Annotated in this window: 27 protein-coding genes; 13 read left to right on the plus strand and 14 right to left on the minus strand. The window is 64.4% G+C overall.

All coding sequences use genetic code 11. The features are described 5' to 3' along the window. Positions 1–7: 7 nt before the first annotated feature. From AC2FMN_RS05110 to AC2FMN_RS05130, 5 genes are all read left to right on the plus strand, one after another. Complete coding sequence (locus tag AC2FMN_RS05110) at positions 8–1,132, plus strand: cobalamin-independent methionine synthase II family protein (RefSeq protein WP_496686725.1); 1,125 nt, start codon at positions 8–10, stop codon at positions 1,130–1,132. Next, complete coding sequence (locus AC2FMN_RS05115; RefSeq protein WP_496686727.1) at positions 1,129–1,821, plus strand: alpha/beta fold hydrolase; 693 nt, start codon at positions 1,129–1,131, stop codon at positions 1,819–1,821. Before AC2FMN_RS05110 ends, AC2FMN_RS05115 begins: the two co-directional genes overlap by 4 nt. Beyond that, the gene (locus AC2FMN_RS05120) at positions 1,821–2,516 is read left to right on the plus strand and encodes an RraA family protein (RefSeq protein ID WP_496686729.1); all 696 of its coding nucleotides are present in this window, start codon (positions 1,821–1,823) and stop codon (positions 2,514–2,516) included. Before AC2FMN_RS05115 ends, AC2FMN_RS05120 begins: the two co-directional genes overlap by 1 nt. A gap of 210 nt (positions 2,517–2,726) precedes the next feature. Further along, complete coding sequence (locus AC2FMN_RS05125) at positions 2,727–4,100, plus strand: bifunctional enoyl-CoA hydratase/phosphate acetyltransferase (protein ID WP_496686730.1); 1,374 nt, start codon at positions 2,727–2,729, stop codon at positions 4,098–4,100. After that, entirely contained in the window at positions 4,097–5,317 is a 1,221-nt protein-coding gene (locus AC2FMN_RS05130) for an acetate/propionate family kinase (RefSeq protein WP_496686732.1), read from the plus strand. The genes AC2FMN_RS05125 and AC2FMN_RS05130 overlap by 4 nt, the downstream gene beginning before the upstream one ends. Positions 5,318–5,547: 230 nt before the next feature. On the opposite strand, the gene gph is transcribed toward AC2FMN_RS05130, so the two are convergent. Beyond that, positions 5,548–6,207 (minus strand): phosphoglycolate phosphatase, encoded by a 660-nt coding sequence (gph, locus tag AC2FMN_RS05135; protein WP_496686733.1) that lies wholly within the window; start codon positions 6,205–6,207, stop codon positions 5,548–5,550. A 209-nt stretch (positions 6,208–6,416) separates the two neighbouring features. Here gph and hemP point away from each other — a divergent pair, with 209 nt between their 5' ends. Both hemP and AC2FMN_RS05145 read left to right on the plus strand, forming a co-directional pair. Then, positions 6,417–6,584: a hemin uptake protein HemP gene (gene hemP / locus AC2FMN_RS05140; protein ID WP_005978533.1), complete on the plus strand. Its 168-nt coding sequence runs from the start codon at positions 6,417–6,419 to the stop codon at positions 6,582–6,584. Continuing rightward, positions 6,581–7,057 (plus strand): hypothetical protein, encoded by a 477-nt coding sequence (locus tag AC2FMN_RS05145; RefSeq protein WP_496686734.1) that lies wholly within the window; start codon positions 6,581–6,583, stop codon positions 7,055–7,057. Before hemP ends, AC2FMN_RS05145 begins: the two co-directional genes overlap by 4 nt. Positions 7,058–7,099: 42 nt before the next feature. On the opposite strand, the gene AC2FMN_RS05150 is transcribed toward AC2FMN_RS05145, so the two are convergent. The 6 genes from AC2FMN_RS05150 to AC2FMN_RS05175 all read right to left on the minus strand — a co-directional run bounded on the left by AC2FMN_RS05150 (position 7,100) and on the right by AC2FMN_RS05175 (position 15,175). After that, entirely contained in the window at positions 7,100–10,165 is a 3,066-nt protein-coding gene (locus AC2FMN_RS05150) for an aminotransferase class III-fold pyridoxal phosphate-dependent enzyme (protein WP_496686736.1), read from the minus strand. 104 nt (positions 10,166–10,269) lie between these two features. After that, positions 10,270–11,142 (minus strand): NAD(P)-dependent oxidoreductase, encoded by an 873-nt coding sequence (locus tag AC2FMN_RS05155; RefSeq protein ID WP_496686737.1) that lies wholly within the window; start codon positions 11,140–11,142, stop codon positions 10,270–10,272. A gap of 133 nt (positions 11,143–11,275) precedes the next feature. Next, positions 11,276–12,034, minus strand: a complete 759-nt coding sequence (locus tag AC2FMN_RS05160; RefSeq protein WP_496686739.1) for an SDR family NAD(P)-dependent oxidoreductase — start codon at positions 12,032–12,034, stop codon at positions 11,276–11,278. After that, positions 12,031–12,963: an SDR family oxidoreductase gene (locus AC2FMN_RS05165; RefSeq protein ID WP_496686741.1), complete on the minus strand. Its 933-nt coding sequence runs from the start codon at positions 12,961–12,963 to the stop codon at positions 12,031–12,033. Before AC2FMN_RS05165 ends, AC2FMN_RS05160 begins: the two co-directional genes overlap by 4 nt. Continuing rightward, a complete protein-coding gene (locus tag AC2FMN_RS05170; RefSeq protein WP_496679096.1) occupies positions 12,960–13,862 on the minus strand; it encodes a bile acid:sodium symporter family protein in 903 nt (300 codons plus the stop codon). The genes AC2FMN_RS05165 and AC2FMN_RS05170 overlap by 4 nt, the downstream gene beginning before the upstream one ends. Further along, positions 13,859–15,175 carry a flavin-containing monooxygenase gene (locus tag AC2FMN_RS05175; protein ID WP_496686743.1) on the minus strand — a complete coding sequence of 439 codons (1,317 nt, stop codon included), beginning with the start codon at positions 15,173–15,175 and terminating at the stop codon, positions 13,859–13,861. Before AC2FMN_RS05175 ends, AC2FMN_RS05170 begins: the two co-directional genes overlap by 4 nt. 64 nt (positions 15,176–15,239) lie before the next feature. Here AC2FMN_RS05175 and AC2FMN_RS05180 point away from each other — a divergent pair, with 64 nt between their 5' ends. Then, positions 15,240–15,908 carry a TetR/AcrR family transcriptional regulator gene (locus AC2FMN_RS05180; protein ID WP_496686745.1) on the plus strand — a complete coding sequence of 223 codons (669 nt, stop codon included), beginning with the start codon at positions 15,240–15,242 and terminating at the stop codon, positions 15,906–15,908. A gap of 6 nt (positions 15,909–15,914) precedes the next feature. On the opposite strand, the gene AC2FMN_RS05185 is transcribed toward AC2FMN_RS05180, so the two are convergent. Genes AC2FMN_RS05185 through AC2FMN_RS05210 form a run of 6 tightly spaced genes read right to left on the minus strand, consistent with a single transcriptional unit; the run spans position 15,915 to position 18,926 of the window. Then, on the minus strand, positions 15,915–16,751 hold the full coding sequence (locus AC2FMN_RS05185; protein ID WP_496686747.1) for a PhzF family phenazine biosynthesis protein: 837 nt from the start codon (positions 16,749–16,751) through the stop codon (positions 15,915–15,917). Positions 16,752–16,804: 53 nt separating this feature from the next. Then, positions 16,805–17,032 (minus strand): alpha/beta fold hydrolase, encoded by a 228-nt coding sequence (locus tag AC2FMN_RS05190; RefSeq protein WP_496686749.1) that lies wholly within the window; start codon positions 17,030–17,032, stop codon positions 16,805–16,807. Between the two features lie 9 nt (positions 17,033–17,041). After that, positions 17,042–17,413, minus strand: coding sequence for an alpha/beta hydrolase family protein (locus tag AC2FMN_RS05195; RefSeq protein ID WP_496686751.1), 372 nt, complete (start codon positions 17,411–17,413; stop codon positions 17,042–17,044). A gap of 24 nt (positions 17,414–17,437) precedes the next feature. Then, positions 17,438–17,785, minus strand: a complete 348-nt coding sequence (locus tag AC2FMN_RS05200) for an alpha/beta fold hydrolase (RefSeq protein WP_496686752.1) — start codon at positions 17,783–17,785, stop codon at positions 17,438–17,440. 48 nt (positions 17,786–17,833) lie between these two features. Then, positions 17,834–18,448, minus strand: coding sequence for a pyridoxamine 5'-phosphate oxidase family protein (locus tag AC2FMN_RS05205; RefSeq protein ID WP_496686753.1), 615 nt, complete (start codon positions 18,446–18,448; stop codon positions 17,834–17,836). Positions 18,449–18,461: 13 nt separating this feature from the next. Next, positions 18,462–18,926 carry a nuclear transport factor 2 family protein gene (locus AC2FMN_RS05210; protein WP_496686754.1) on the minus strand — a complete coding sequence of 155 codons (465 nt, stop codon included), beginning with the start codon at positions 18,924–18,926 and terminating at the stop codon, positions 18,462–18,464. Between the two features lie 303 nt (positions 18,927–19,229). Here AC2FMN_RS05210 and AC2FMN_RS05215 point away from each other — a divergent pair, with 303 nt between their 5' ends. The 4 genes from AC2FMN_RS05215 to AC2FMN_RS05230 all read left to right on the plus strand — a co-directional run bounded on the left by AC2FMN_RS05215 (position 19,230) and on the right by AC2FMN_RS05230 (position 22,843). After that, a complete protein-coding gene (locus AC2FMN_RS05215) occupies positions 19,230–19,793 on the plus strand; it encodes a TetR/AcrR family transcriptional regulator (RefSeq protein ID WP_496686755.1) in 564 nt (187 codons plus the stop codon). Positions 19,794–19,842: 49 nt separating this feature from the next. Beyond that, positions 19,843–20,634, plus strand: coding sequence for a TIGR03084 family metal-binding protein (locus AC2FMN_RS05220; RefSeq protein WP_496686757.1), 792 nt, complete (start codon positions 19,843–19,845; stop codon positions 20,632–20,634). 108 nt (positions 20,635–20,742) lie between these two features. Continuing rightward, complete coding sequence (locus AC2FMN_RS05225) at positions 20,743–21,900, plus strand: acyl-CoA dehydrogenase family protein (protein WP_496686759.1); 1,158 nt, start codon at positions 20,743–20,745, stop codon at positions 21,898–21,900. A 178-nt stretch (positions 21,901–22,078) separates the two neighbouring features. Next, positions 22,079–22,843, plus strand: coding sequence for a nuclear transport factor 2 family protein (locus AC2FMN_RS05230; protein WP_496686761.1), 765 nt, complete (start codon positions 22,079–22,081; stop codon positions 22,841–22,843). Between the two features lie 12 nt (positions 22,844–22,855). Here AC2FMN_RS05230 and AC2FMN_RS05235 read toward each other — a convergent pair whose 3' ends face one another. After that, the gene (locus tag AC2FMN_RS05235; protein WP_496686762.1) at positions 22,856–23,752 is read right to left on the minus strand and encodes a LysR substrate-binding domain-containing protein; all 897 of its coding nucleotides are present in this window, start codon (positions 23,750–23,752) and stop codon (positions 22,856–22,858) included. Positions 23,753–23,851: 99 nt separating this feature from the next. On the opposite strand from AC2FMN_RS05235, the gene AC2FMN_RS05240 reads away from it, so the two are divergent. Continuing rightward, entirely contained in the window at positions 23,852–25,018 is a 1,167-nt protein-coding gene (locus AC2FMN_RS05240) for a pyridoxal phosphate-dependent aminotransferase (RefSeq protein ID WP_496686763.1), read from the plus strand. Positions 25,019–25,022: the final 4 nt, after the last annotated feature.

The raw sequence follows: 25,022 nt of genomic DNA on the forward strand, positions 1-25,022 counted from the left end.
AGCCCGCATGACACGGATACTGACAACCCATGTGGGCTCGTTGCCCCGCACGCAGGAGGTGGTGGATTTCATCTTCGCCCGCGAACGGGGCGAACCCTATGATGCCGCCGCATTCGATGCCTGCATGACCCGGGCCGTTTCCGAAACGGTGCGCAAGCAGGTCGAGGCGGGGGTAGATATCGTCAGCGACGGCGAGACCTCCAAGATCTCGTACGCGACCTATGTCAAGGATCGCTACACCGGCTTTTCCGGGGACAGCCCGCGCAACGCGCCCGCCGACCTGAAGATGTTCCCCAGCTTTCTGCAACGGCTGGCGGATGAGGGCGGCACCCCGCAATACGCCCGTCCGCAATGCACGGGCGAGGTGCGGTCCAAGGGGCAGGATGAGCTGAACAAGGACATCGCCAACCTGAAATCGGCCATGGCGCAGCACGGGGTCGAGCGTGGGTTCATGAACGCAGCCTCGCCGGGCGTGATCTCGCTGTTCCTGCAGAACGCGCATTACCCCACGCGCGAGGCATATCTGGCCGCGCTGGCCGATGCGATGAAGGACGAATACGAAACCATCGTGGCTGCCGGGCTAGATCTGCAGCTCGATTGCCCCGACCTGGCCCTGTCGCGCCACATGCTGTTCACCGACCTGTCGGATGATGAGTTCGTCAAGGTCGCCAACCTGCATGTCGAAGCGCTAAACCACGCCCTGCAGAACGTACCACAGGACCGCGTGCGCGTGCATATCTGCTGGGGCAACTACGAAGGCCCGCATTGCTGCGACATCGCCATGGACAAGGTGTTCTCGACGCTGATGGCGACCAGGTCACGCTATGTCCTGTTCGAAACCTCGAACCCGCGCCACGCCCATGAATGGACAGTGTTCCGTGACCGCAGGGCCGAGATCCCCGACGACAAGATCCTAGTGCCGGGGGTCGTGGACACCACCACCAATTTTGTCGAACATCCCGAACTGGTCGCGCAGCGGATCCGCCGCTTCACCGAGGTCGTGGGCGCCGACCGCGTGATCGCCGGCAGCGATTGCGGGTTCGGCACCTTCGCCGGGTTCGGGGCCGTCGATCCGCAGATCGCCTATGCCAAACTGGCCGCCCTGGCCGAGGGGGCGGCGCTGGTCAAATGACCCCGCTGGTTTTGCTGCCCGGCATGATGTGCGACGCGCGCCTGTTCGCCCCGCAGATCGCGGCGCTGTCGGGCACAACCCCGCTGATAAGCGTGCCGCTGACGGACCATGACAGTGTTGAGGCGCTGGCCGCCGATGTGCTGGCCTGCGCCCCCGGCCGGTTTGCGCTGGCCGGCCTGTCCATGGGCGGCATCGTCGCGATGGAGGTCCTGCGTCAGGCGCCGGACCGGGTCGCGCGGTTGGCGCTGCTCGACACCAACCCGCTGGCCGAACGGCCCGAAGTCAAGGCCCGTCGAATCCCCCAGATGGCGGCGGTCGAACGGGGCGAGCTGTGGCGCGTGATGCGCGACGAGATGAAGCCGAACTATTTGGCCGATGGCCCGCGTCAGGGCGCGATTCTCGATCTGTGCATGGCAATGGCCATGGATCTTGGCCCGGGCGTCTTTCTGCGCCAGTCCCGCGCCCTGATGGATCGCCCGGATCAGACCGAGACGCTGCGGTCTTTCGCAGGACCGTCGCTGGTTCTGTGTGGGCGGCAGGACGGGTTGTGCCCGGTCGAGCGGCACGAGCTGATGCACGGTCTGCTGCCCAACGGCACTCTGTCGGTGGTCGAGGGCGCGGGGCATCTGCCGACGCTCGAGCAACCCGACGAAACAACGGCGGCCCTGCGCCGCTGGCTGGAGGAATGATGACACCGTCCCTTTTGACCCTGCTGCGCCAGGTCGACACCCCCACCGTCTGCAACGCGATCGAGTTCGCACAGGGCAAGCGCGGCTTTGACGGGTTCACGCGCGGCACCATGGTGTGTTCGGCCCCGACCGAGCCGCCGGTCGTGGGCTTTGCCCGCACCGCAAAAATCGCCGCGGTGCATCCGCCGACCGAGGCGCCCGAGGTCATCCGCCAGCGCCGGATGGCCTATTATGAGTACATGGCAGCGGCCCCGTCGCCTGCGGTCGCGGTGATCGAAGACCTCGACTTTCCCGATTGCATCGGCGCCTATTGGGGCGAGATCAACACCACGGTCCACAAAGGGTTCGGCCTGTCAGGAGCGTTGACCAACGGCGTTATGCGCGATCTGGGTGACTTGCCGGCGGGCTTTCCAGTGATTGCGGGATCGATTGGCCCCAGCCATGGCTTTGTCCACGTCCGCGAGATCGACACGCCGGTTTCCATTTTCGGCCTGACGGTCCGGCCCGGCGACTTGGTGCATGCGGATCGTCACGGCGCGGTGGTCGTGCCCGCCGAAGTCATCGACCGGCTGGAGGACGCCATCGGGCGCTTGATTCAAACCGAACGCATCGTTCTGGATGCAGCCTGCCAACCGGGCTTCGATTTCGAAGCCTTTCAGCAGGCGTGGGCCGCGTTCGAAAAGTCGCGGGTCTGAAACCAACCGCCCGCGGCGGACCATGGCCCGCCGGGTTCTGCCGATATTCTGACGGTTTGCCGGAAGACGACGCGCGTCGGGCGGTGTAGATCGGGAAAGGTTGGACTTTTCCACCGCATTCCCTCAGGGTCCGGTCGGAAACACCGCGGGCGCCGTTGACGGCGGCTTACACCGCATTTCAAACCGGACCGGCGCAGCAGAGAGCATCAGATGCGATACGACACCAAGCCCTATGACGAGATCCAGGTCGGAGAGACCGCCGAACTCGAACGCGTGTGCAGCGATGACGATCTGTTGGCTTTTGCCGCGGCCTGCGGCGATCACGGCGCGTTGCATTCCGCCTTGCCCGAAAGCGGCAAGCTGGTTGCGTCTCCGGCCTTTGTCGGCGGGCTGGTTTCGGCGGTCGTGGGCAATCTTTTGCCCGGCTTGGGTGCGGTTCAGAAATCCTGCACCTTCGACCTGGCGACGCCCGCCGCCGCAGGAGACGCGTTGCTGGCCCGAGCGACCGTGGCCGAAAAGCGCCCGAACCGCGAGGTGCTGCTGGAGGTCGCCGTGACCCGTCCGAGCGATGGCGCCTTGATCCTGTCAGGCCAGGTCGTGGCGGTCGCGCCGGACCGCCCCGTGCCGGTCGACGGGATCGAAACGCCAGGAGTTGTCGTTCTGCGTCACCGTCACTTCGATGCGTTGGTGCAGAAATCCCGGCCGCTCGACCCCATTCCGACGGCGGTTGCCGCCCCCGAGGACGCCAATTCGTTGGGCGGGGCCATGCTGGCGGCGCGCGAAACGATCATCCATCCCATTCTGGTCGGCGACCCGGCCAAGATCCGTGCGGCCGCGCAAGAGCTTGGCGTCACGCTGGACGGCGTCGAGATCGTCGAGGCCACCTCGCATGCCCATGCGGCCAGCCTAGCTGTTGACCTGGTGGCGGATGGCCGCGTCCGGGCGCTGATGAAAGGTCATCTTCATACCGACGATCTGTTGCGGGCGGCCCTTCGGCGCGAGCGCGGCCTGCGGGCTGGACGGCGCTTCACGCATGTTTTCGTCATGGATGTGCCCGGCCAGCCGCACCCGATCCTGATCACCGATGCGGCGATCAACATCGCGCCGGATCTGGAGACCAAAGTGGACATCACCCAGAACGCAATCGACCTTGCCAGGTCGCTGGGCTTCGCGACGCCCAAGGTGGCCGTGCTTTCGGCGGTCGAGACGGTGAATCCCGCGATTCCGTCCTCAGTCGACGCGGCGCTGCTGTCGAAGATGGCGGACCGCGGGCAGATCACGGGTGGTCTGGTCGAGGGGCCGTTGGCCATGGACAACGCCGTCAGCCTGGACGCGGCCCGCACCAAGGGCATCATGTCGCCGGTGGCCGGGCAGGCCGAGATCCTGGTCGTGCCCAATCTGGATGCGGGGAACATGCTGGCCAAGCAACTGGCCTATGTCGCTAACGGAAAGGCTGCCGGGGTCGTTTTGGGTGCCCGGGTGCCGATCATTCTCAACAGCAGGTCCGACGACGACAAGGCCCGTTTGGCATCATGCGCCATCGCCGCCCTGCATGCGGCCCGGACCAGAGGCGTTGTCACATGAGTCATGTGGTCACCCTGAACGCCGGCTCGTCTTCGCTGAAATTCAGCCTGTTCACGCTGCACAAGGATGACCCGGTGGCGATCTGCACCGGCGCGGTCGAGCGCATCGGTAGCCCCGAGCCGACCATCGCAGCCAAGACATCGGATGGCCGGGTCCTCGGAGGCGACGAGGTCGGGCCCATCGCGGATCACATGGCGGCGATGAACCGGGTTCTGGATCTGTTGACCCAATGGTTTCCAAAGGCCGAAATCGTGGCCGTCGGGCATCGTATCGTCCATGGCGGACCAAAGCATGATCGCCCAATTCAGCTGACACCAGACAGCCTGCGCGCGCTGGAAGATCTGGCGCCCTTCGCGCCGCTGCATCAACCCTACAACCTGCAAGGGGTGCGCGCCGCGATTGAGCGTTTTCCCGAGGCAGTTCAGGTCGCCTGTTTCGACACGGCCTTTCACCGCCACCATCCGTGGGTGAACGATACCTTTGCACTGCCGACCGAATATTACGACATGGGCGTGCGGCGCTATGGGTTCCACGGGCTCAGCTATGAATACATCGCGGACCATCTGGCCAAGACCGCGCCTCTTTTGCATGGGGGGCGGGTTATCGTGGCCCATCTTGGCAACGGCGCGTCGATGTGCGGCTTGATCCATGGGCGTTCGGTGGGGTCCAGCATGGGCTTTACGGCTCTGGACGGCCTGCCCATGGGGACCCGCTGCGGTCAGCTTGACCCGGGCGTTGTGCTGTATCTGATGCAGCAGAAAGGCATGACTGCGGACGAAATCACCGAGTTGCTGTATTGCAAGTCGGGTCTGCTTGGCCTGTCCGGCCTGTCCAACGACATGCGCACGCTCGAGCAGGCGGATACCGGGGCCGCGCGCCGCGCTATCAGCTATTTCAACTTTCGCGCCCGGCGCGAGATGGGCGCCCTGGCCGCAGTTCTGGGCGGGCTGGATGCGGTGGTGTTCACCGGCGGGATCGGCGAAAATTCGGCGCTGGTCCGTGAACGCATCTGCGTCAACATGGGCTGGCTGGGAATCGAACTGGACCATGACGCCAATACCGAGCATGCGCGGATAATTTCGACGCCCTTGTCGCGGGTTCAAGTCATGGTGATTCCCACCAACGAAGAATTGGTGATCGCCCGTGCAGCCGCGCGGTTCGTCTATCCTCACATGTACGAGGCACTTTTAGATAAAGCAGCGGCCGGGACAGTCTGAATCGACGCGTCAAACGCAATCAAAACGCCTTGGATCGTCAAAAAAATGTCGGGACTACGGGAAACCCCCAATTTCGGCGGGGCTGCGCCCGGGCTAGTGTCTGATTAACCAAGGTTGAACTTGGCCTACCACTTTCCCCGCGAGGGGCTGGCTACCTACCCCCTCGGCCGGCCCCTCGAAATTCTTGACGATCGCGATCTGATTGTGCCCCAGGGTTGGGCTTGTTCGGACTACGCCGTGAATTGCGACTGGATCAGTTGGGGCAGGTCGAGAAATTCGTCAAACGTGGAATGATGCGGGATCAGAGCGACTGGCGATTTCCGGTAGCCGCGGGAAAACAGCAGAAACGGCACGTTTGCCCTCTGCGCGGTTTCCGCATCAACCTCGCTGTCGCCGACGAATATTCTGACCGGATGCTGGCCCAAAGAGTCGAATGCGGCGTTCAGATGATCGGGGTCGGGCTTGCGCACGGGCAAGCTGTCACCGCCGATCACCGCGTCGAAGTAGGACTCCAGATTCAGCGCCTGCAGAATGTGTCGTGCCGGTGCCTCGGGCTTGTTGGTGCACAGACCCAAGGACATGCCCGCCTGCCGTAGGGCTTCCAACGCCTCTTGCACCCCTGGATAGGGACGCGTCCGTGAGCTGGACGCGTTTGTATAGTGGCGCAGGGTCGCCTCGGTCAGTTTACCGTGCCTGTTCATGTCCATGTCGCAATGAACCATCACCCGCTCTACCAGCTTGGGCAGGCCATTGCCGACGAATCCTCGGATCGTTTCTTCGGGCAGGGGCGCAAGGCCCTGATCGGCCAGCATCCGGTTTGCCGCCGCCGCGATGTCGGCCAGGCTGTCCACCAGCGTGCCGTCCAGATCAAACACGATTGCCGCCGTCATCCTTGTCCCTTCCGTCGGTCATCCGCCCCGGCCTAGCGGGCCTGCCGATGGGGCGCAACGGTTCGGTTGAAAAACCGGCTCTTGACATACCTTAGTATTTTTATCAGATTAAGAGCGTAAACGCATAGCCAACCCGGCGCCGGGCCAGCCAAATCCATGAAAACCGAACGGAAAAGGCGCTTTGCCTGAACACAACCGGAGATGACCCGATGAACGCGCAGAACCCGAATCCGACCCAAGCCTATGCCGTTTCGATGCTGCCGGCCCACAAGGCCGAGGATCTGACCCAGGGCGGCAACCTGGCCCATATCGAGCTGGGCGACCAACTTTACACCCTGCGCATCACCCGCGCGGGCAAATTGATCTTGACGAAATGAGCGGCGCATCCACCCGGGGCGGCGCCCCGGTCGGGCGGCTGGCGGATCTGACACCGATCGAGGCTGGCGCCGTCATGTATCTGCGGATGTGGAGTGACGGTGCCGCCGGCCGTGCCGACGCGGCGCATGATTTCGACATCGCGCTGGGCGCCGATCATGGGCAGCTGGCTATGCTGGCGCTGGATCGTCTGTGCAGCCTGTGCGCCCATCACGGCCGCCGTCCCCTGATCCGGCACGAGCTGGGTTGCGCCTGTCTAGGCGCGGACGAAAGCTGTTTCGCGCAGATGATCGCCGCGGCCTCGGAAGGGGCGCGCGAGGATGCGATGATGCTGGCGGCCTTGATCGTACGCCCCGATTACGCACCCGCGCTGGCGTCGCTGTCCGAACAGTTCGGGCTGGCTCTGCGGCGTATGACTGCGGACTTCCCGCTACCGTCCACCGGCCATCAGATCCCCTCGGCCGTGCTGCATTGACAGCGCGGTCAACTGCCTGGCCGAATCCGGCCGGGGCGTATCTTAGCAGCAGCCGCACCCTTCATGGTGATGGGTGTGGTTACAAACCGGGGCAGGGGCATAGTCGCCCACCTCGGCCAACACAGACCGCAGCGCCCACAGGATCATGTCCACATCCTCGGCCTCGATGGTCAGAGGCGGGCGGATCTTCAGAATGTTGTCCTTCGGCCCCTCGCTGCCGATCAGGATGCGGTGGTCCCGCATGCGGTTCTTGACGTATCGGCAGATCTCGGTGCCTTCCGAGCCGTCGGGGTTGATCAGTTCGACCCCAAGAAACAGGCCCATGCCCCGCACGTCGCCTACGCAAGCGAACTCGGCCTCGATCGCGCGCAGACCATCCATCAGCCGTGCGCCCATCACGCGGGCATTCTCCTGCAGGCCCTCGTCATCGACGATGTCCAGCACCTCTTTGCCGATCCGGCAGGACAGGGTCGAGCCGCCGAAGGTTGAGAAGAACTCGATCCCGTTGTCGAAACTGTCGGCGATCTCGCGCGTGGTGGCCAGCACGCCCAGAGGGTGGCCGTTGCCGATGGGCTTGCCCAGAACCACGATATCTGGTGACGCGCCCTGATGCTCGAAGCCGAAGTAGTACTCGCCCAACCGGCCCAGGCCTGTCTGCACCTCGTCGGCGATGCAGACGCCGCCGGCGGCGCGGATTTTTTCGTAAACCGCCGGAAGATAGCCGTTGGGCGGGATGATCTGCCCCCCGACCGAGGGGAAGGTCTCGGCGATGAACCCGGCCACCCCGTGCCCCTTGCGCTGAAGGGCGGCAATCGCGTCGTCCACAAGGTCGGCATATTTGCGCGCGCGGTCGGGGTCGTCGCGTTTGAACCGGCCGCGATAATCGTCGGCCACCTCGACCAGTTCGACCCAATCGGCCTGACCCACGCCGCCGGGCTTGTTGAACTTGTAGGCCGAAATGGCCACCGCCGCATTGGTGTTGCCGTGATAGCCGTGATCGGGCGTCACCATACCTTTGGCCCCGCTATGCGCCCGGGCAAGGCGCAGGGCCAGCTCGTTGGCCTCGGTGCCCGAGTTGACGAAGAAGCACGCCTGCAGGTGATCGGGCAGCTTCGACAGCAGCTTGTCGGCAAATTCCACCTGCGCCGGATGCAGATAGCGGGTGTTTGAATTCATTCGCTTCAGTTGATCCGCCGCTACGGTCTGAATGCGCGGATGCGCGTGCCCCACATGCGGCACGTTGTTGTAGGCATCCAGATAGGGCCGCCCCCATTCGTCGAATAGATGATGTTTCCAGCCGCGCACCAGCATCACTGGGTCGTCATAAGTCAGACTCAGGTTGCCCCCAAAATTCGCCCGCCGTTTGTTCAGGATCTCGGCCTTGTCGGTCGGGTGATAATATACCTTCTCGTCCGGCAGGTTCAGCAGGGCCGCCGGGTTCGGGCAGACCGCATGCCACAGGTCCAGCTCGTCCGGGTCAGCGACACCGGGCCAGTCGGCCTGCATGCCGGCCGTGGTCAGGGCCAGCTGGAAATGCACATGCGGCGCCCAGCCGCCGTTCTGGCCAGCATCGCCCAGCCGCGCGAACGCCGCCCCCTGCGCCACCGGATCGCCGGGTTTCAAGCGGTCACAGACCTCGGGATCCAGATGTCCATATAGCGTATAGAACGCGTCACCCTCGGGGGTTTCGTGATGCAGGATCACCACGCCGCCATAGTCCAGATGGTTCGCCCGGTTCTCGACCGCCTCGACCCGACCGCTCAGCGGCGCCAGCAAAGGCGTCCCCGCGGGAGCAAACACATCCACCGCCAGATGTACCGTGCGCCGGTCCGACGCCTTCCACGGACCCTTGCGGAACGTCGGCTCGGCATAGATCAGGCGCGGTTCGTTGTAATAGCCCAGCCACAACCCATCGCCGAATTCCGCGCCCACCCGCGCGGCCTCGTCCAGCGGCATGTGAAACGGGTTCTGCGGCCAGGTCGAGTTTTCGACCGACAGCGAACCCATGGGAACGTCCGACAGACCCTGTCCCAACAGCTGCGCAAACTGACCACGATGTTCGGACAGGTACGCGTGAATGCGCTCGGCCCCGTCGGTGACGGGCAGCCCGCAGGCCGCGCGCAGCCGCGCCGGCATCAGCTCGCCATTGACCGAACCATCCTCCAGGAACCGCCAGGCCGGTGCCTGGCTGATGGTCACATACGGGTCGTCCGGGTTTTCAGCGGCCATCAGCGTGGAATTGACGACCGACACGGCCAGCCGCATCCGCAGCAGAGGCCAGATCAGGTCCACTTCCTGCGGGCGCAGTCGGTTTGCGGCGTGATAGCCCCGCACCAGCGCGGCCAGTGCCCGTTCGGGGTGCGGGTGATCCAGCACCACATACGCCCCGGCGATCGCCAGTTCGCACACCCGCGGCGCGGCGCACATGTCGCCCAGATCGATCAGGCCCGAAACCTGCCGGCGCTCCGACAGCTCTCCTTCGACCAAGATGTTGTAGTCATTCACGTCATTGTGGAGGGCTTGCCGGGGCAGCGTCGCCAGCATGTTTGAGACGGCATCGAACTGTGTACAAATCTCGCGCAGAAGGGCTGCACGATCCGGGTCGGCAACCGCATCTAATTTGTCAGCGATCCAGCCAGCCTGGGTCAGGTCCCATTTGAAATCCGGCCGCTCCAGGCCGGGATGCGAAAACCGCTCCAGCGCCCGATCGGTCGCCCCCAATACCCGGCCCAGTTTCAGGATCAGGTCCTCGGTTTTCGGCGCCGCCTTGGCATAGCACCGGCCCGGCAGCCGCTCCAACAGCCACGCCAGCCGAGGCCGTCCCGCGTCGTCGTCGATCTGCGGCAACAAGCTACCGTCCAGACCGGGGATCACCTTGGGAAACGGTAGCCCGGGGGCCTCGGCCGCGATATGCTCCAACGCCGTGATCTGTAGATCCACCAGCTGCGGGTCGCATTCGGCCCGCATGACCTTCAGAACATAGTCCTGCCCATTGGTGGCCTGAACTAGGAAATTCAGGTCATACTCGCCATCCAGCCGCGAGAGCCGGGCGTCCAGCCCCCAGACCCGCCGCAGCGCGACCGCCCAAAAAGCACTGACATCATTCATTCGAAATTCCGCCCCGCGCCCGCCGGAGCCCTTTTCATCTGGCCAATAATATCCTCGGGGGGAATCGCGCCTTGGCGCGATGGGGGGCAGACAGCCCCCCCGTGTTACCCCATGGCCCGCAGGCGCTTGATCAACGACGAGGTGTCCCAGCGGCTACCGCCCATCTTCTGCACATCCTTGTAGAACTGATCGACCAGCGCAGTCACCGGCAGCGATGCCCCGGTCTCGTCCGCCGTGTCCAGGCAGATGCCAAGGTCCTTGCGCATCCAGTCCACCGCAAAGCCGTGGTCGAAATGGTCGTCCAGCATGGTCTCGTATCGGTTCGACATCTGCCAGCTTCCGGCGGCACCCTGGCTGATCACCTCAACCACCGCGCGCCCGTCCAGCCCGGCCTTCTCGGCGAAATGCAGCGCTTCGCTCAGGCCCTGCACCAGCCCTGCGATGGCGATCTGGTTGCACATCTTGGTCATCTGGCCCGCGCCGCTGTCCCCGATACGGCGGCAGATCTTCGCATAGACCTGCATCACCGGCTCGGCCCGGTCATAGGCTGCCTGATCGCCGCCGCACATGATCGACAGAACCCCATTTTCGGCCCCGGCCTGGCCGCCCGAGATCGGCGCATCGACAAAGGAGATACCGCGGGCCTTGGCCGCGGCGTACAGCTCGCGTGTGACCTTGGCCGAAACGGTGGTGTGGTCAATGAAAACCGAGCCTTCCGCCATGCCTTCGAACGCGCCGTCCTCGCCGGTGCAGACCATGCGCAGATCGTCGTCGTTGCCGACGCAGGCCATCACGAACTCGGCCCCTTCGGCGGCATCGCGCGGCGTGGTCGCCATCTGGCCACCATGCTGCGACACCCATTGCTCCGCCTTGGCCGCGGTGCGGTTGTAGACGGTCACTTCATGCCCGGCCGCCTGCAGATGCCCGGCCATCGGATAGCCCATGACGCCAAGGCCAAGGAATGCAACTTTTGCCATTTTCGAGATCCTCCCTGTGACCGGTCCGGGGCAGAGAACGCCCGCTGGCCGGATTGTTCGTCAAAGACAAAGCAAAGCCGCGCCCAAAGGGCAACCCCGCACCGGGAAACAGGCCGCAAATAATGGCCGCGCGTCACGCGCCGCTGATATTGCGCTCCATCAGGCGCTGGTACAGGCGTGGCGCCAGCCGGTTCAGCCACCAGGCCAGCCGCGCCACCCGTCCCACCGGGATGACGGGCCGCCCGCGATCCAGCCCTTGCAGGATCACGCGAGCGGCCGCCTCGGGGGTCATCTCGTCCATGCCGTCGCTGGCCGATCCGGGGCGTGCGGTGCCGTCCGGCTGCCGCTCGGCCCGGCCCGGGTTGGTCGCCACGAATGAGGGCGCCGCGATATGCACCCGCACGCCATGGGGCCGTTCTTCGGATCGCAGCGATTTGAAGAAACCTTCCAGCGCGTGTTTCGAGGCAGCATAGGCCGTGCGGTGATACAGCGGCGCAAACCCCGCCACCGACGAGATTGCAAGATGCGCCCCGCGCGACTGGCGCAGCGCCGGTAGAAAGGAGCGGGCCATCGAGACGGCTGCGAAATAGTTGATCTCGAACACCTTGCGGTGGCTGGTATCGTCGGACTGATCGAACCCGCAGATCTGGGTGATCCCGGCGTTATAGACGACCAGATCGATGCTGTCGCAGTGCGCAAGCGTATCGTTCACGGCGCGCGCCAACTGGGCCGGATCGGTAAGATCACAGGTAATCGCCATCTGCGTGGCGGTGTCCTGCACCCCATCCACCTTCAGGTCCAACAAGACTACACGCCATCCACGCTCTTGCAGCGCGGCCGAGAGCGCCTGACCCAGGCCGCCGGCCCCGCCCGAGATCACTGCGGTTTTCATAGGCCCACACTCCTTTTCCAAAGGTCGAACACCTCGGCGCTGGTCTTCTGCGGGACATAGCCGAACACGGTTTTCAGCGCCGTATTGTCCAGAACCGGTCGGTATTGCAGGAACCGCACCTGTTCGGGCCCGTATCGCGACAGGCGCAGGGGGCGGGCCACGGCCAGCGCCGCCTTCAGCGCCCAGGCCGGCAGGCGCAGCACAGATTTGTCCAGCGCGCGGGCCAGATCGTCGACACTCAGCGCGCCGTCCCCGGCGACGTTGTACACTCCCGGCGGCCCGTCGGTGGCCGCGCGTTTCAGGATGCGGGCCAGATCGTGGGTCCAGATGAACACGAAGGGGCTGTCGCTACCCGCCACCGCCAGCAGGCGGGATTTGCGGAACAGGGCAGTGATCTGGTTGTCGGTGTCGTCGCCCAGCACCGTGCCCACCCGTAGCACTACCTGCTCCAGCTGCGGCGCGGCGGTTCGGGCCTCGGCCAGCAATTCTTCGACCTGCCGCTTGTGGTCGGAATAGGGAAACTCGGGGTTGCCGCGCACCGGATCGGTTTCGCGCAGCGGCACCGGGTTGTCCGCGTGATAGCCATAGGCCGCACCCGAGGAGGTGACGACCAGCCGCCGCACGCCATGGGCCAGCGCGGCATCGATCACCTTGCGCGTGCCGCCCACATCCACCGCATGGGCCTCGGCCCGCGACATCCCCGGCGGAGGTGTGACGACCGAGGCCAGATGCATGATCACCTCGGGCTTCACCTTGGCGATCACCCGCGCGGGGTCGCCCGTGGTGACGTCCATGCGCAGAAACGGAACCTCGTCCGGCAGCGTGTCGGGGCGGCGCAGGTCGGTGGCAAACACCTCATGGTCGCTCAGCTCGTTCAGCAGGGCGCGGCCAACCAGCCCCGCGGCGCCGGTGATCAGGATGCGGGTCATCGGGCGGCCTCGGTCCGGGCCATCAGTTGCGCCAGCGCCAGCCCCGAGATGGCATGCCAGATTCCCCAGAAGGCGGCCACCACGGCCATGCCGCCCAAGCCGTTGAAAAAGGCGAAGATCAGCACCAGTCCAAGGCCCGAATTCTGGATGCCGGTCTCGATCGTGATTGCACGCCGGTCATAGGGGGACAGCCGGGTCAGAGTGGCCACGACCCAACCGCCCCCCAGTGCCAGTGCGTTGTGAGCGATCACAAGCCCGGCGACCGCCCCCGCGTAGCCCAGGAAGAAACTCCAGTTGGCCGCCAGGGCGAGTACGATGAAGGCCACGAAAATGGCCATGGACAGGATCTGCAGCGGCCCGCGCAGCCGCGCCGTCAGGGCGGGGCGCTTCTGGTTCAGGGTCACGCCCAGAACCAGCGGCAAGATCAGCATCAGCCCGACAATGATGGCGATCTGCACCGGGTCGATCTGGGTCTGCTGCAGAATGGCGCGGGTCGGCGGGTACAGCCCGCCCCACAGCGCGATGTTGAACGGGGTCATCACGATGGCCCCGATGGTGGCGAAGGCGGTCATCGACACCGACAGCGCAGCGTTCCCGCCCGCCCGATGGGTGATGAAATTCGAGATATTGCCCCCCGGACAGGCCGCCACCAGGATCAGCCCCAATGCGATCGAGGGGCGCGGCTCGGTCAGCCAGACCAACAGGAAGGTCAGCGCCGGCAGAACCAGGAATTGCGAGGCCAGCCCCACCACCACCGGCTTGGGCGCGCGCCGTAGCCGGTCGAAGTCGCGTGGTGACAGGTCGATGGCGATCGAGAACATCACGATCGCCAAAATCGCGTTCAGCAGGGTCAGCGAGCCGGGGCTGAAATTAAGCGTAATCTCGTCGATGCCGGTCATGCGCGGGCTTTCCGGAACCGCGCGATCCAGTCTGTCACCGCCTTGCGATAGGTCGCCTTGTCCACGTAATAGGCCATTCGGGGCAGGTTCAGGTACTGCATGCCTCCGGTGGCGCGCTTATAGTCTTTTTGTTTTTCCGCCTTCAGCGCCGCGGCCACGGGGCAGCCGGATTGAAGACCCTTGATATAGCGCGCCACCATTTCGGCCTGCTCATGGCGTCCTTGCCAGCCCAGCCCGGTGGCTTCGATCATGCCCAGAACGAACAGATCGTCGCGTTCGGGATGCATGGCGTTCAGATACAAATGTGGCGCGTCGCCCTGCCAGTTCAGCAGGTTCGGGTCGATGAACGGATAGTGCAGCTTGTACCCGGTTGCGGCCAGAATCATGTCATAGTCGCTGGCGCTGCCGTCCTTGAAGTGGACCGTGCGCCCCTCGATCCGGTCGATATCAGGGCGAATGCGCAGGTCGCCGTGGCCTGCGTGGTAAAGGACCAGCGAATTCACCACCGGGTGGCTTTCGTAGAGTTTGTAGTCAGGTTTGGGAAAGCCGTATTTCTGCGGGTCGCCCACGAACCAGCGCAGGATCATCCCGTCGATCCGGCGCTTCAGCCACATGGGCAGGCGGATCATCCCGCCCAGCGTGTCGGCGGGTTTGCCAAAGACGTATTTCGGCACGAAATAATATCCCCGCCGCATCGACAAATCGCACCGCGTGGCGTGATGGATGGCGTCCACCGCAATGTCGCACCCGGAATTGCCCGCGCCCACGACCAGCACCCGCTTGCCGTGAAACTGGCTGGGATAGCGGTACTGCGCGGCGTGGATCAACTCGCCGTCAAACCTGCCGGGAAAATCGGGCATGTTGGGCTCGGACAGGGTGCCATTGGCGATCAGCACCCCGGCAAATTCGGCTCTATGAGTCCCTTGGCTGTCCCGCCAGGTTAGCCGCCAGCCATCGCCCGGCGCACCCAGGGGCGATGCTTCGATCACCTCGGCATTGAACCTGTAGTGATCATGCAGGCCGAAATAATCGGCAAAGGCCCGGAAATAATCGCGCATCTGCCGGTGCGACGGGTATTCGGCCACGTCGTCGCCCATCGGAAAATCGGCAAATTCGGTCATCGACTTGGACGAGATCAGATGCGCGGATTCGTACATGGTCGACCGTGGCGCATCGATATCCCACAGCCCGCCCACATCGGAATGCAATTCGAATCCCTGGAACGGGATGCCCTGTTCCTTCAGCACCTTGGCGGCCGCCAGCCCCATCGGACCTGCGCCGATCAAGGCATAAGCCTTGCGCGCCTGTATCATGAACCCTCCCCTGCTCGTGGCGCTTAACTTGAACGAACGTCCAAAATAAGGCAAGATGAAAAACATGAGCGCGAAATACATTGAAAAACAAAGGCAAAGGGCGCCGTCGGCCCGGTCGCTGGAAACCAAGGCGCGGATTTTGGACGCGGCTGAGGCGCTGTTTGCCGAGCGGGGATTCGAGGGCGCCTCGATCCGCGACATCGCCACGCGCGCCGGAGTACAGGTGGGTCTGGTCCACCACCATGGCGGCGGCAAGGAAGAGCTGTTCTTCCAGACCGTCGCGCGCCGCGCTGACGAGCTTGCGCAGATCCGGATGCAGGCGCTGGAGGATCGGCGCGCGCAAGGCCCGCTGACCCTGCGGGGTATTCTGGACTGTTTCATCCGCCCCTATGTCAGCCTTGCAGAAACGGGCGGCCCGGGCTGGATGGCCTATGGGCGGCTAGTGGCGCATGTGTCGGTCGATCCGCGCTGGCGCCATATCGCGGCCGCGTGTTTCGACCCCACCGCTGAGCTATTCATCCGCGAAATCGCCGCGCTGTATCCGCAGGCCGACCGGGCGCTGTTGGCTACGGGCCAAGTCTATACGGTTTCAGCGATGCTGGCGCATCTCAACAGCGCCTGGCGGGTGCAGGCGCTGTCACAGGGGGGCGATCTGTCCGGGATCGACCAACTGGTCGAGTTCTGCGCTGCGGGGATCGAGGCAATGGTACACTCGGGCCGCGCACGGCCCTGACCCGGCTCAGTCGATGGCGCGGGTGGTTCCCGAGACGCGCACGCCGTCGCCCTTCGCGGCGCCGATCTGAACGCGCAGAAGGGATCGCGCGCCCATATCCTCGCCTTGCACGATGTTGATTTCGCCGCCATGCGGCCAATCCAGGTCGCGCAGATACCCGGCAAGCGCGGCGGCTGCGGCGCCGGTGGCGGGGTCTTCCAGCACCCCGCCACTGGCAAAGGCGTTGCGGCTGTGAAACAGCCGGGGCGTTTCGGCCCAGATCAGGTTGATCGTGGTGAACCCTTGGGCCTGCATGAACTCGGCCCCGGTTTGCAGGTCATAAGTCATCTGAGCCAGACGATCGCGGGACGTCAGCGCCAGGATAAGGTGGTCGTTGCCTGCATTGGCGATGGCGGGCGCCAGATCGGTGCTCAGGTCACTGGGCGCAAGCCCGAATAGGGTCAGTGCCTGCGCCAGAACATCGTCAGTCACCGCGCGGCTGTGGGTCGGCGGCGACACCAGCGTGGCCGCGACCCTGTCGCCGTCACGCCGACATTCGACCGTGATCTGCGCGTCGTTCAGCTGCAGCGCGTATTCTCCATCGCCGAACCGCTGCGCCAGCTGCGCCCCCAGCGCGATGGTGGCATGGCCGCAAAAGGCGACCTCGCCCACCGGTGCGAAATAGCGCACCCGCCAGCCCGCGCCCTGCGGCGCGGCAAAGGCGGTTTCGGAATAGCCGACAACGGCGGCGATCTTCTGCATTTCGGCATCCGAGGGCAGGGTATCCGCGATCAGAACCCCGGCCGGGTTGCCCCCGGCGGGGCCATTGGAAAACGCGGCGATACGGTCAACATGCGAGGTCATGGGTCAGTCCTCCGGTATAGGGGGCCCCCGGACAGTCCCGGGGGGCAGGGGGGTCAGTTGATGCGGGCCAGGAAGTCCTGCATCTCGGCGGCGATCTCGGGGCCGAATTCCTCGAGCGCGAAATGCCCGGTGTCGCGGATGTGGAACTCCAGATCGGTCAGGTCGTTTTTGTAGGGATGCGCGCCCGCTTCGGGGAAGATCACGTCATTCTTGCCCCGCATCAGCAGCGCGGGTGGCTGGTATTCGCGGAACAGCGCCTGCCATTTGGGGTATTCGCCCACATTGGTGCCCTAATCCAGAAACATCTCCAACTGCACTTCCTGATTGCCGGGACGGTCCAGCAGGTACTGGACGTGCCAGAAATTGTCCGGGCTGATCGCGTCGGGGTTCTGGGTGCCGTGGGTGAACTGCCACTGGGTGGCATCCATGGTCAAGAAGTCGCGCAGGGCATCGCCGTTTTCCTTGGACGGATCGGCCCAATAGGCCTTGATCGGGTCCCAGAACTCGCGCAGGCCCTCGTCATAGGCATTGCCGTTTTGGATGATGAAGCCGGTCACGCGGTCGGGAGCCTCGGGGAACATCCGGAATCCCACCGGCGCGCCGTAGTCCATCAGGGAGACGGCACAGCGATCGACGCCCTTCGCATCCAGCAGCTCGGCCATCATATGCGCGGTTCCGGCAAAGCTTTAGTCATATGTATCCGCCGGGGGCATATCGGACGCGCTAAAACCGGGATAGTCGGGCGCGATCACATGGTCATCCTGCGCGATCACAGGGATCAGGTAACGGAACATGTGCGACGAGGGCGGAAAGCCGTGCAACAGCAGAACCGTCGGGTTGGCCGGGTCGCCGGCCTTGCGATAGGTGATCTTCATGCCGTCGATGGTCTGCGCGCGGAACTGGGTCTGGAGCGGGTCGGGCTCGGCGGCACGCACGGCTTCGGGCGAGAGGTAGAACCCGACGGTCACGACCGAGACGGCAAAGATTGATCCGGCGATCAGGGTGGCAAGTGTGTTAGTAATCGCGCGTAGCATGGCATTGATACTCCTGTTGCTGGCGTATTCGGGGTCTTGGGGTTTGGCTCAGGCCTTTCGGGCCAGGGCCTGCTTCAGTTGGTCGTTTTCGGCCTGCAGCTGGGCCATCTGGCGGCCAAGCTCGTTCAGATGCGGGCGCAGCTCGGCCTCGGTGAAGCGGGGAGTGATGTGGCGCGGGCAGTTCCAGTCCAGCGCCGCGACATGGATGATCGCCGCGCGTTCGGCCTCGGCCCCATCGGGAAACAGATCGCGCGCGGCCTCGGCACCTTCGCAGAAGTCCACACGGCCCAGGATCTTGAGCCTGCGCTGGTTGGCATAATCCATCAGGATCAGCGCGATCCGGTCATTGCCGTCCAGGTTCCCGCGCGAGATATACTGCTTGTTGCCCGAGAAATCGGCATAGCCGATGGTCCGATCGTCCAGCACCTTCAGAAACCCCGCCGGGCCGCCGCGATACTGCACATAGGGCCATCCGGTCTCGGACACGGTGGATTGATAGAACCCGTCGCGCGCCTCGATGAAGGCCTGCTCGGCCGGGCCGATCAGGTGGCCCTGCTGCGGGCCGCCGTCGATGAACCTGGCGTATGAGGCGGCGGACCCCATCCGCTCTTGGTGCGCGCGGACGGCGGGGGTGAAGGTCAGTTCGGAAAAGGCGCGGGGCATGGGGTGCCTCCTTTCACAGGTTCAGGTCGGACAGGCCGGGATGGTCGGCGGGCCGCGGCCCCAAGGGCCAGTGAAATAGGCGCTGGGCGTCTGTGATCGGCAGATCGTTCAACGATGTATGTCGCTGGGCCATCCGGCCATCGGCGGCGAACTCCCAGTTCTCGTTGCCGTAGGACCGGAACCACTGGCCGCTGTCGTCGTGCCATTCATAGGCATAGCGCACCGCGATGCGGGTGCCGTCGCGGGCCCACAGCTCTTTGATCAGGCGATAGTCCAGCTCTGTGCGCCATTTGCGGGTAAGAAAGGCGTGGATCTCGGCGTGGCCGGTCAGGAACTCGGCCCGGTTCCGCCACTGGCTGTCCTCGGTATAGGCCGGAGTCACGATGTCAGGGTTGCGGCTGTTCCAGGCGTCTTCGGCCTTGCGGACCTTTTCGATGGCGGTCTGCGTCGTGAACGGGGGCAGAGGAGGGCGTGGCATGGTGGGGGCTTTCAGGCGAGGGTGGCGGCTAGAAGGGCTACGGTCAGAAGGAAGGGAACATAGCTTGCGGGAAATAGGCTGGCGCGGCGTCGCATCGGTCAAATCCTTTGGGTGTACAGATCAGTAAACTGTGCTGATAAGGTGTACAGTTCGGTTAACTCTTTCAACCATTTTTGCGGAATTTATTTTCCTGCGGTGGCCGGAAGAAAAATTTATTGATTAAAAACAGAGAATTCAGATTGGTGATTTGCAGCCGTTCGGCAGAAGGATTATGTACTGATCTGTACGCGAAGGAGCCGAATCATGCGTCCGAACAAACGGGATGAGCTGGTCCGCAAGGCACTGCAGGTGTTTTATCGCGACGGGTTTCACGCCACCGGAATGGACCGGCTGGTGGTCGAAACCGGCGTGTCCAAGACCTCAATGTACAAGCACTTCCGCACCAAGGAAGAGCTGATCCTGGCAGTGCTGCGCCTACGGGACGAGAATTTCCGCAACTGGTTCGTACGCCGGATCGAGGAACTGGCCGACACCCCCGCCGATCAACTCCTGGCCGCGTTCGATGCGCTGGGCGAATGGTTCCGCGAAGACAATTTCCGCGGCTGCATGTTCATCAAGGCCGGGGCCGAATATCAGGCCCCCGACCACCCGATCCATGTGCAGGCGGGCGAGCACAAGCGCCTGCTGCTGGAATATTTCACTGACCTGTGTCGCAAGGCCGGCGCGCAGGACCCAGACAAGCTGGCCTGCCAGCTGCTGCTGCTGAAAGAGGGCGCGATCGTCACCGCCGTTCTGCTGCACAGTTGCGATCCGGCGCGCGATGCGAAATCGGCCGCGAAGGTCCTTTTGCAGAACGCGCTGGCCTGACCGGCCGAAACCCGCTTTAGTGGCCCAATGGGCAGAGAGCGGGAGTGCCATGGATCAAGCTGCGGATTTCTTTGAGGAATGCCAGGTTCTCGACCATGCCCTTGAGCGTCTTGGTGCCAGCGCCTGGCGCACCGTGACCCAATTCAAGGGTTGGACGATCGACGATGTGTTGGTGCACCTGCATTTCTGGAACCAGATGGCCGACCTGTCACAGCGCGATGCGGATGCGTTCGATGCAAGGGTGCAGCAGGTGATGCCGCGCATCCAGGCCGAGGGCTTTCGCGCCACGGAAAACGCCGCGATCTCCCAGCGGGGCCATGAACTGCGGCTGGCCTGGCGCGATCTGTACACCCGCATGGCCTATGACTGGGCCCTTCTGGACCCCAAGGCGCGGGTCAAATGGGTGGGGCCGGACATGTCGGTGAGGTCCTCGATGACCGCGCGTCAGATGGAGACCTGGGCGCATGGGCAGGAGGTGTTCGACATCCTTGGCCTGACCCGACCCGAGACCGACCGGATCCGCAACATCGTCGTGCTGGGGGTGAACACCTTTGGCTGGACCTTCACGGTGCATGGCCGCCCGGTGCCACCGGTGCCTCCCCATCTGCGCCTGACCGCGCCCTCGGGGGAGCTGTGGGAGTTCGGCGCGCCCGGTGCCGACCTGATCGAAGGGCTGGCCGTCGATTTCGCCCGCGTGGTGACCCAGACCCGAAACGTGGCGGACACCGGCCTGTCGGTGCGGGGGGCGGTCGCGCGGGAGTGGATGGACATCGCCCAGTGTTTCGCCGGCGCCCCGGAAACGCCGCCGCCGCCCGGCGCCCGGCACCGCGTAGGGCATTGACGCCAAAGGACGTTGCGTAGCAGCGCAAACCGACGCGGCGTCACCCGGATTGGCGGAATCGGCCGCGAAAGCTACCCTTTTCGCCAACAGAATTCCGGAGAACCAATCATGTCGCTTTTTACCTCGACCGCTTCCTGGGTCACTGACGAACACCGCATGTTTGCCGAAATGGCCGGGCGGTTCATGGATGATGAACTGGTGCCCAACATCGAGGCCTGGGCCGAGCAGGGCGTCGTCGATCGCGACTTCTGGCGGAAGGCCGGGGAAACTGGGCTGATGGCCGGGGCCATCCCCGAGGAATTCGGCGGTGTCGGTGGCGGTATGGGTTTTGATGCGGTCACGATCTATGAACAGACCTCGCGGGGGGATGCGGGCTGGGGCTATGGCATCCAGTCGATCGTGACCCATTACATCACCGCCTATGGCAGCGAGGATCAAAAGCGCAAATGGCTGCCCAAGCTGGCCTCGGGCGAGATGGTCGGTGCGCTGGCCATGACCGAACCGGGCACCGGCTCGGACGTGCAGGCGATCCGCACCACAGCCGAGAAGGATGGCAATTCCTACCGGATGAACGGGTCCAAGATCTTCATCACCAACGGCCAGACCGCGGACCTGATCATCGTGGCTGCCAAGACTGACAAGTCGTTGGGCGCCAAGGGCGTGTCGCTGATCGCGGTCGAGACCGAGGGGGCCGAGGGCTTCCGCCGGGGGCGCAACCTCAAGAAACTGGGCATGAAGGCCAATGACACCGCCGAGCTGTTCTTCGAGGACGTGAAGGTGCCGATCACCAACCTTCTGGGCTCCGAGGAGGGGCAGGGTTTCTATCAGCTGATGAAGCAACTGCCGTGGGAACGTTTGACCATCGGCATCATGGCGCTGGGCGCGATCGACTTTGCCATCGCCGAGACGGTGAAATACGTGCAGGAGCGCAAGGCGTTCGGCCAGCGCGTGATGGACTTCCAGAACACCCGCTTCAAGCTGGCGGAATGCAAGACCAAGGCCGAGGTGCTGCGCAGCTTCGTCAATGACTGCATCGCCAAGCTGGAGGCCGGCCAACTGGATGCGGCCACCGCCTCGATGGTGAAATACTGGGGGTCAGAGGTGCAAAACGAGATCATGCATGAATGCCTGCAGCTGTTCGGCGGCTATGGCTTCATGATGGAATACCCGATCGCGCGGCTTTATGCGGATGCGCGGGTGCAGATGATCTATGGTGGCACCAACGAGGTGATGAAGGAACTCATCGCCCGCTCGATCGACGTCTGATAGGGCGCCCCCGCCGGTCGTCTACGGCCCTGGCGGGCCGCCTCCTCCGGTTGGGCCCGGCCGCGCCCGAGCGATGCTCGGCCGCGGCTGAGGCACTGTCGGTCCGCCCCATTGCCGGATGTCCGGTGGTCTGCCAGACTGATCGGTGTGGCATGACCGCCACCCGGCAGGAGGGCCCATGACCGCATCGAACAAGGACCGGATCCGCGCGCTGCTGAAAAGCATAGAAACCGGCGATCCGGAACCAGTCGCGGTGGTCAACGAGGCCAAATACATCCAGCACAACCCACAGACCCACGAGGGCAGCGAGGGACTGGCCGTGTTGTTTCAGCGCCTGTCCCGGACCTTTCCGCGGGTCAATGTCGTGCGGGCCTTCGAGGACGGGGACTTCGTGTTCGCCCATACCGAATACGATTTCTCGCGCCGCAATATCGGGTTCGAGCTGTTCCGCTTTGAAGATGGTCGCGCGGTCGAGCATTGGGACAACATCCAGCCGCGGCAAGGTCCGAACCTGTCGGGCCATTCCATGGTGGATGGGCCCACCGAGGCGAGTGACCTTGATCGGACCGAAGACAACCGTGCTTTTGTCCGTGCCTTTGTCGAATGCGTTCTGGTGGGCGGCGATCTTGGCGGATTGCAGGCGTATCTGAAGACCGAGAGCTTTACCGAGCACAATCCGCGACTGAGCGACGACGTCACTCTGTTGCATGCGGCGCTGTCCGAACGCCGTGCGGGGCGGCGGCGGATCGACTATCACCAGCTGCATCGCGTGTTGGCGCAGGGGGATTTCGTTCTGACCCAGTGCGAGGGCGAATTCGACGGCGTTCCCAGCGCCTTTTACGATCTGTTCCGCGTCGCGGGCGGCAAGATCGTCGAGCATTGGGACACGACCGAAAAGATCGCGCCGAAGAGTGAATGGAAGAACGACAATGGCAAATTCTGAGCCCTGACGGGCTCATTCGGGTTGCGTCGTAAACTGCCCCTGTAACCACGCGCGGAACGAGACAAGCGGGGCCGGGTCCGCCCGGTTCTGCGGCCAGACAAGGTAGTAGTCGCCCAGGCTGACCGGCGGGGCGGGGCAGGCCGGAACCAACCGGCCGGCTTCCAGTTCGGTCGAGATCAGGTAGCTGGGCAGCAAGGCGACGCCCAGCCCATGAATGGTGGCCTGGATCATGGTCGAGAACTGGTCGAACAGCATCCCGCGCAGGCCCGAAGCGGCGATACCCTGCGCCGCGAACCACCGCTCCCAGGCGTCGGGCCGGGTGTCGAGATGCAGAAGCGGTGCGCTCAACAGCCAGTCGGGGCTGTCCGTCGCCTCTTGTGCCAGCCCCGGCGCGCAGACCGGCAGCACCGCTTCGCGCATGATCGGCAGGTAGTTCACCCCGGCCCAGTTGCGTTCACCGAAATGGATGGCCGCATCGAACGGTTCGGTCGCAAAGTCGAACGGCTCCAGCCGCGTGCTCAGGTTCACCGTCACTTCCGGATGACGGCGCGCAAAGTCCTGCAGGCGCGGCGCCAGCCAGTGCATCCCGAAAGCGGGCAGGATCGACAGGTTCAGCGACCCACCGGTCGGGTTCGCCTTGAGCTTCAGCGAGGCCTGCGCCAGCTGATGCAGCGTTGCACGGGCGGTTTCCACGTATTCCTTGGCGGCCGGCGTCAGTTGCAGGCGCATCTGCGTCCGCTGGATCAGCGAAACGCCCAGTTGCTCTTCCATCACCTTCAGCTGGCGGCTGATGGCGCTTTGGGTCAGCGACAGTTCCTCGGCCGCCGCTGATGCGCTGCCCAGCCGGTCCACGGCTTCGAGCGCCAGCAGAGACGAGATCGAGGGCAGAAAGCGGCGGGGTGCGATCATATGATTTTTCCTCATGCCATGTGGAGGGAATATCACTGGTGTTTTCCCTGTTCCAGCGCGAAAAGGGCGAGAAAGCGGACAGAACGCGGCGGGAACACCATGACTATTCAGAACAGTTTGAGCGGATTTCGCCGGGCAGGGCGGCTCGACGGGATCGAATTGTCCGAGATCGTCCAGATCTCGGAACGGGCCGCGCAGTTGCGGGCGCAGGGCGTGGACGTGATCGCGCTCAGCACCGGTGAGCCCGACTTTCCCACGCCCCCGCATGTGGTCGAGGCCGCGCACAGGGCGGCGCTGGACGGTCAGACTCGATATCCCGCCACCGCCGGAACCCCGGCCCTGCGTACCGCCGTCGCGGAACAGGCCGGGGTCGAGCCGGCGCAGGTCATCGTCTCGACCGGGGCCAAGCAGGTGATTGCGGGCGCGTTCCTCGCGACGCTCGATCCGGGCGATGAGGTCATCACCACCGCGCCTTTCTGGACCAGCTATGCCGACATGGTGAAACTGGCGGGCGGCACTCCGGTGGTGCTGGACTGCCCGCGTGAACAGGGTTTCAAGCTGACCCCCGAACAGCTCGAGGCTGCGATCAGCCCGCGCACCCGCTGGCTGCTGCTGAACACGCCCTCGAACCCGACCGGGGCGGTTTACACCGAGGCCGAATTGCAGGCGCTGGGCGCAGTGTTGGAGCTGCACCCGCAGGTCTGGGTGATCTCGGACGAGATCTATCAGCACCTTGCCTACGTTCCCTTCATGCCCTTCGTTCAGGCGGTTCCGGCGCTGGCAGACCGCACACTGACGGTAAACGGCGTGTCCAAGGCCTATTCGATGACCGGCTGGCGCATCGGTTGGGGCATCGGCCCCGCGCCGCTTATCAAGGCGATGGCGGCGGTGCAGGGGCAGATCACCTCAGGCGCCTGTTCCATCGCGCAGGCGGCGGCGCTGGCCGCGCTGACCGGCTCGCAGGACCTGCTGGCCGAACGCCGCGAGGCCATGCGCACGCGCCGCGATCTGGTCGTGGCGGGCCTGAACGCCGCCGGATTGGACTGCCCGGTGCCCGACGGCGCCTTCTACGTCTTTCCGCAGACGCCCGCTGCGATGCCCTCGGACCCCGAGTTCTGCCGTCACCTGCTGGATCACGCGGGCGTCGCGGTGGTGCCGGGGCGGGCCTTTGGCATGCCGGGGCATTTTCGGCTTTCCTTTGCCTATGACACCGATAGCCTGACCCAAGGCCTGCGCCGGATCTCGGACGCCACGGCCAAACTCTGACCTG

This window comes from Ruegeria sp. BHSC037, from assembly GCF_059613045.1.

Coding starts and splice junctions, on each gene's coding strand:
- AC2FMN_RS05185 (WP_496686747.1), bottom strand. CDS start 16,751: ATGACCTCGCATGTTGACCGTATCGCCGCGTTTTCCAATGGCCCCGCC.
- AC2FMN_RS05215 (WP_496686755.1), top strand. CDS start 19,230: ATGCGTCCGAACAAACGGGATGAGCTGGTCCGCAAGGCACTGCAGGTG.
- AC2FMN_RS05165 (WP_496686741.1), bottom strand. CDS start 12,963: ATGACCCGCATCCTGATCACCGGCGCCGCGGGGCTGGTTGGCCGCGCC.
- AC2FMN_RS05220 (WP_496686757.1), top strand. CDS start 19,843: ATGGATCAAGCTGCGGATTTCTTTGAGGAATGCCAGGTTCTCGACCAT.
- AC2FMN_RS05115 (WP_496686727.1), top strand. CDS start 1,129: ATGACCCCGCTGGTTTTGCTGCCCGGCATGATGTGCGACGCGCGCCTG.
- AC2FMN_RS05160 (WP_496686739.1), bottom strand. CDS start 12,034: ATGAAAACCGCAGTGATCTCGGGCGGGGCCGGCGGCCTGGGTCAGGCG.
- hemP (WP_005978533.1), top strand. CDS start 6,417: ATGAACGCGCAGAACCCGAATCCGACCCAAGCCTATGCCGTTTCGATG.
- AC2FMN_RS05110 (WP_496686725.1), top strand. CDS start 8: ATGACACGGATACTGACAACCCATGTGGGCTCGTTGCCCCGCACGCAG.
- AC2FMN_RS05235 (WP_496686762.1), bottom strand. CDS start 23,752: ATGATCGCACCCCGCCGCTTTCTGCCCTCGATCTCGTCTCTGCTGGCG.
- AC2FMN_RS05230 (WP_496686761.1), top strand. CDS start 22,079: ATGACCGCATCGAACAAGGACCGGATCCGCGCGCTGCTGAAAAGCATA.
- AC2FMN_RS05125 (WP_496686730.1), top strand. CDS start 2,727: ATGCGATACGACACCAAGCCCTATGACGAGATCCAGGTCGGAGAGACC.
- AC2FMN_RS05130 (WP_496686732.1), top strand. CDS start 4,097: ATGAGTCATGTGGTCACCCTGAACGCCGGCTCGTCTTCGCTGAAATTC.
- gph (WP_496686733.1), bottom strand. CDS start 6,207: ATGACGGCGGCAATCGTGTTTGATCTGGACGGCACGCTGGTGGACAGC.
- AC2FMN_RS05120 (WP_496686729.1), top strand. CDS start 1,821: ATGACACCGTCCCTTTTGACCCTGCTGCGCCAGGTCGACACCCCCACC.
- AC2FMN_RS05210 (WP_496686754.1), bottom strand. CDS start 18,926: ATGCCACGCCCTCCTCTGCCCCCGTTCACGACGCAGACCGCCATCGAA.
- AC2FMN_RS05145 (WP_496686734.1), top strand. CDS start 6,581: ATGAGCGGCGCATCCACCCGGGGCGGCGCCCCGGTCGGGCGGCTGGCG.
- AC2FMN_RS05170 (WP_496679096.1), bottom strand. CDS start 13,862: ATGACCGGCATCGACGAGATTACGCTTAATTTCAGCCCCGGCTCGCTG.
- AC2FMN_RS05205 (WP_496686753.1), bottom strand. CDS start 18,448: ATGCCCCGCGCCTTTTCCGAACTGACCTTCACCCCCGCCGTCCGCGCG.
- AC2FMN_RS05175 (WP_496686743.1), bottom strand. CDS start 15,175: ATGATACAGGCGCGCAAGGCTTATGCCTTGATCGGCGCAGGTCCGATG.
- AC2FMN_RS05240 (WP_496686763.1), top strand. CDS start 23,852: ATGACTATTCAGAACAGTTTGAGCGGATTTCGCCGGGCAGGGCGGCTC.
- AC2FMN_RS05150 (WP_496686736.1), bottom strand. CDS start 10,165: ATGAATGATGTCAGTGCTTTTTGGGCGGTCGCGCTGCGGCGGGTCTGG.
- AC2FMN_RS05225 (WP_496686759.1), top strand. CDS start 20,743: ATGTCGCTTTTTACCTCGACCGCTTCCTGGGTCACTGACGAACACCGC.
- AC2FMN_RS05155 (WP_496686737.1), bottom strand. CDS start 11,142: ATGGCAAAAGTTGCATTCCTTGGCCTTGGCGTCATGGGCTATCCGATG.
- AC2FMN_RS05195 (WP_496686751.1), bottom strand. CDS start 17,413: ATGGCCGAGCTGCTGGATGCGAAGGGCGTCGATCGCTGTGCCGTCTCC.
- AC2FMN_RS05180 (WP_496686745.1), top strand. CDS start 15,240: ATGAGCGCGAAATACATTGAAAAACAAAGGCAAAGGGCGCCGTCGGCC.
- AC2FMN_RS05200 (WP_496686752.1), bottom strand. CDS start 17,785: ATGCTACGCGCGATTACTAACACACTTGCCACCCTGATCGCCGGATCA.